This is a genomic window from Neisseria sp. P0001.S005, assembly GCF_051963715.1.
This window is the reverse complement of sequence record NZ_JBQCTZ010000938.1, coordinates 1-296: the sequence shown is the minus strand read 5'-3', so window position 1 is coordinate 296 and position 296 is coordinate 1. Positions and strand designations below refer to the sequence as shown.

At 57.4% G+C, this 296-nt stretch carries 1 pseudogene; it reads right to left on the bottom strand.

Features of this window, described 5'->3' with window-relative positions:
• A pseudogene (locus tag ACTHSP_RS23585) lies at positions 1-296 on the bottom strand (bifunctional methylenetetrahydrofolate dehydrogenase/methenyltetrahydrofolate cyclohydrolase); the annotation flags it as partial.

Below are 296 nucleotides of genomic sequence, written 5' to 3'. Positions count from 1 at the left end.
TTCGGAATGCCTACGCCGACCACCAAAATATCTGCGGCAGCAACTTCATCGGCAAGGTTTTGCGTGGCGCTGTGGCAAATGGTTACCGTCGCGCGGGACAGCAGCAATTCCAACGCCTGCGGGCGGCCGACAATATTGGATGCGCCGACGACGACCGCTTTTTTGCCTTTCGGGTCGATACAGTAGGCTTCCAACAAAGTCATCACGCCTTTGGGTGTGCAAGGGCGCATCAGCGGCATTTTGACGACCAGGCGGCCGACGTTGTAAGGGTGGAAGCCGTCCACATCTTTATGCGG